This is a genomic window from Streptomyces synnematoformans (genome assembly GCF_039531005.1).
GTDB lineage: Bacteria > Actinomycetota > Actinomycetes > Streptomycetales > Streptomycetaceae > Streptomyces > Streptomyces synnematoformans.
The window spans coordinates 1-3293 of record NZ_BAAAPF010000501.1 but is presented as its reverse complement, the minus strand read 5'-3'; the positions used below and the strand labels follow the sequence as shown (position 1 = coordinate 3293).

Annotated in this window: 4 protein-coding genes; 2 read left to right on the top strand and 2 right to left on the bottom strand. The window is 74.4% G+C overall.

Features of this window, described 5'->3' with window-relative positions; translation table 11 throughout:
- Positions 1–395 precede the first annotated feature (395 nt).
- A complete protein-coding gene (serB, locus tag ABD317_RS35090) occupies positions 396–1586 on the top strand; it encodes a phosphoserine phosphatase SerB (protein ID WP_344295728.1) in 1191 nt (396 codons plus the stop codon).
- Positions 1587–1626: 40 nt separating this feature from the next.
- On the opposite strand, the gene ABD317_RS35085 is transcribed toward serB, so the two are convergent.
- Positions 1627–2142, bottom strand: coding sequence for a SixA phosphatase family protein (locus ABD317_RS35085; RefSeq protein WP_344295725.1), 516 nt, complete (start codon positions 2140–2142; stop codon positions 1627–1629).
- A 419-nt stretch (positions 2143–2561) separates the two neighbouring features.
- Here ABD317_RS35085 and ABD317_RS35080 point away from each other — a divergent pair, with 419 nt between their 5' ends.
- Positions 2562–2678, top strand: coding sequence for an SGM_5486 family transporter-associated protein (locus tag ABD317_RS35080; RefSeq protein WP_344295723.1), 117 nt, complete (start codon positions 2562–2564; stop codon positions 2676–2678).
- Positions 2679–2690: 12 nt separating this feature from the next.
- Here the strand turns inward: ABD317_RS35080 and ABD317_RS35075 are convergent.
- Positions 2691–3293 (bottom strand): MFS transporter (locus ABD317_RS35075; protein WP_344295721.1); only part of this gene is annotated, 603 nt, incomplete at its 5' end.

Sequence of the window (3293 nt, the reverse complement as noted above, 5' to 3'; positions counted from 1 at the left end):
CACTCGTCTGTCACGCCAACCACCAGACTGCATCAGCAGGTTGGAAAAGGCTCAGTCGTTCCGCATATACGCGGGCGCGGAGATCCGGGGGTGGCGCCCGGTAGGACGCGGGAATCGGAAGAACCCCTCCGAATCCGTTGCCCGAACGTCGCCGCCGCGGCACTCGCCGCGGTCGGCCGGGCGTATCCCGCATGACCGCCGTCGCATACGCCGCACCGGCACTCCTGGAAGCCGACGCGGTCGGCCGCCGCCGGGGAGCACCCCGCCCGTTCAGCCGCCGGCCACCGCACGTACCCGCCACCGCAACCTCGCAGCCCAGCGGCCCCTCGGGCACCCGCCGCAACGCCGACCCGCCCGGGCTGCCGCGGGCCCCACCGCGATACCGTGGTCCCATCATGACCACGCCCACCCGCACGCTTCTCGTCAAGATCTTCGGCAGGGACCGCCCCGGTCTCACCGCCGGCCTCTTCGACACCCTCGCCGCCTACCGGGTCGAGGTCATAGACATCGAGCAGATCGTCACCCGCGGCCGCATCACCCTGTGCGCCCTGGTCACCCCGCCCGTCGGCGCCACCGAGGGCGAGCTGCGCGCGACGATCCACTCCTGGGCCGGCGCCCTGCGCCTGGAGGCCGAGATAATCTCCGGCACCGGCGACAACGAGCCCCGCGCCCCCGGCCGCTCCCACGTGACCGTGCTCGGCCACCCGCTGACCGCCGATTCGACCGCCGGCATCGCCTCCGTGATCACCGGCACCGGCGGCAACATCGACCGCATCTTCCGGCTCGCGAAGTACCCCGTCACCGCCGTGGAGTTCGAGGTCTCCGGCACCGCCACCGACGCGCTGCGCACCGCGCTGGCCACCGCCGCCGCCCGGCTGGGCGTGGACGTCGCCGTCGTGGCGTCCGGGCTGCAGCGCCGGGCGCAGCGGCTCGTGGTGATGGACGTCGACTCCACGCTCATCCAGGACGAGGTCATCGAGCTGTTCGCCGCGCACGCCGGCTGCGCGGCCGAGGTCGAGGAGGTCACCGCCGCGGCGATGCGCGGCGAGCTGGACTTCGAGCAGTCCCTGCACGCCCGGGTGGCGCTGCTGGCCGGGCTGGAGGAGTCGGTGGTGGACAAGGTGCGCGAGGAGGTCCGCCTGACGCCCGGCGCGCGCACCCTGATCCGTACGCTCAAGCGCCTGGGTTACCAGGTGGGCGTCGTCTCCGGCGGCTTCACGCAGATCACCGACGACCTCAAGGACCGCCTCGGGCTGGACTTCGCCGCCGCGAACACCCTGGAGATCGCCGACGGCAAGCTCACCGGCCGGATCACCGGGCCCGTCGTGGACCGGGCCGGCAAGGCCCGGCTGCTGACCGGCTTCGCCGCCGAGGCGGGCGTGCCGCTGGCGCAGACGGTGGCGGTCGGGGACGGCGCGAACGACCTCGACATGCTGAACGCGGCGGGGCTGGGCGTGGCGTTCAACGCCAAGCCGCTGGTGCGGGAGGCCGCGCACGCCGCGGTGAACGTGCCGTTCCTCGACACGGTGCTCTACCTGCTGGGCATCACGCGCGACGAGGTGGAGGCGGCGGACACGACCGGGTGAGGCGGTCGGCCGCCGGGGCCCGGCGCGGCAGCGGCGCCCCCTACCGGTGCGGCGCCCAGAACTCGGTGAGCCGGCCCACGCCGTGCTCCACGGACTTCCACGAGCCGGCGAACTCCACCACGGCCACGCCCGACGTCGGGAAGCCGCGGCTCAGCCTGCTCAGCGCGTCGCCCTCGGCGGAGCCGGCCAGGGCGTCGGCGAGTCCGTGCATGCCGGGGTTGTGGCCGACGACCAGCACCGTGGAGACGTCGTCGGAGACCTCGTTCAGCACCTCGATCAGCTCGCCGAGCGACGCCTCGTAGAGCCGCTCCTCGTACACCGTGCGGGGGCGGCGGGGAAGCCGGCCGACGACGAGCTTCCAGGTCTCGCGGGTGCGCTGGGCGCTGGAGCAGAGGGTCAGGTCGGGGTCGATGCCGCGGGCCGCGAGGTAGTCGCCGGCCGCGGGGGCGTCGGCGCGGCCGCGCTCGGCGAGCGGGCGCTCGTGGTCGGAGTCCTGGGCCCAGTCGGCCTTGGCGTGCCGGAGGAGGATGATGCTGCGGGGCGTTCCTGCGCTCATAAGCCCAGCTTCGCATGAAACGGGCCGCCTGGTCCGGGCAGTTCGCAGGGTCTCCCGCCAGGAGTGACGGGCCGGCCGGGCCGGGCCGCGGGCGGGACTCAGAGCAGCCGGAGGGCGAGCAGCGCGGTGAACGCCGCCACGGGCAGGGCGACGGACCACCACGGCAGCCAGCGCTGCGCGGCCTGCGGGGCGGGCTGGGTGTGTGCACCGGCTGACATCTTCGCCTCCGTGGGGTCGCCTCGGGTCCCGGTCCTTCGTACTGCTTCGAACCTACGGATCCGGGGGCGCCCGGCCCATCCGGTGACCCACCCACTTCCCCCTGACCCTGGCCCCCTAGGGGAGGGTGGGGCTAGCACCACCCCCGGGCGCCCGCGGCGCCCCCGCGCCGGAGCCGCGGCGGCGGATGCGAGACTGGCGGTATGCCCGTGCTCGACCCGCATCCCCCGAACGGGCAGCGCAAGCTGCTCTATGTGCTCGGCGCGATGCTCGCCATCACGGTGGTCATCGGCGTCATCGCCACGATCGCTTCGCCCTGAGGCCCGCCGCCGTCAGACCTCGTCCTCGACCACGCGGTTGCGCCCGGCGGCTATCCCCACCGCGACCTGGGCGAGCATGAAGGCCGCGAGCACCGCCAGCGGCACGTCCCAGCCGTCCGTGGCTCCGTACAGCGCGCCGACGGCCAGCGGGCCGGGGATGGAGATCAGGTAGCCGGTGCTCTGCGCGAAGGCGGAGAGCCGGACGAGGCCGGCGTGGCTGCGGGCGCGTACCCCTATGAGGGTGAGGACCAGCGGGAACGCGCAGTTCGACACGGCCAGCAGCAGGGCCCACGCCCAGGCGCCGCCCGCGGGCGCCAGCCACAGTCCGGCGTAGCCGCCGAGGCCGCAGCCGCCGAGCACCACGACCAGCGGCCCCTGGTGGTTCAGCCGGGCGGCGATCCGCGGCAGCACGAAGGCCAGCGGGACGCCCATGCCCATGGCGACGGCGAGCAGCAGCCCGGCGGTGGACGCGGGCACGCCGGCGTCGCGGTAGATCTGCGGCAGCCAGCCGAGGATGACGTACGCGGCCGTGGCCTGCAGGCCGAAGAAGACGGCGAGCGCCCAGGCGGTGGGGCTGGCGGTGATACGGACCGGACGCGCCGGCTCCGCCGGACG

Bases quoted from the DNA above. Each gene is read 5' to 3' on its own strand.
- serB (WP_344295728.1), top strand. From the start codon at position 396: ATGACCACGCCCACCCGCACGCTTCTCGTCAAGATCTTCGGCAGGGAC.
- ABD317_RS35085 (WP_344295725.1), bottom strand. From the start codon at position 2,142: ATGAGCGCAGGAACGCCCCGCAGCATCATCCTCCTCCGGCACGCCAAG.
- ABD317_RS35080 (WP_344295723.1), top strand. From the start codon at position 2,562: ATGCCCGTGCTCGACCCGCATCCCCCGAACGGGCAGCGCAAGCTGCTC.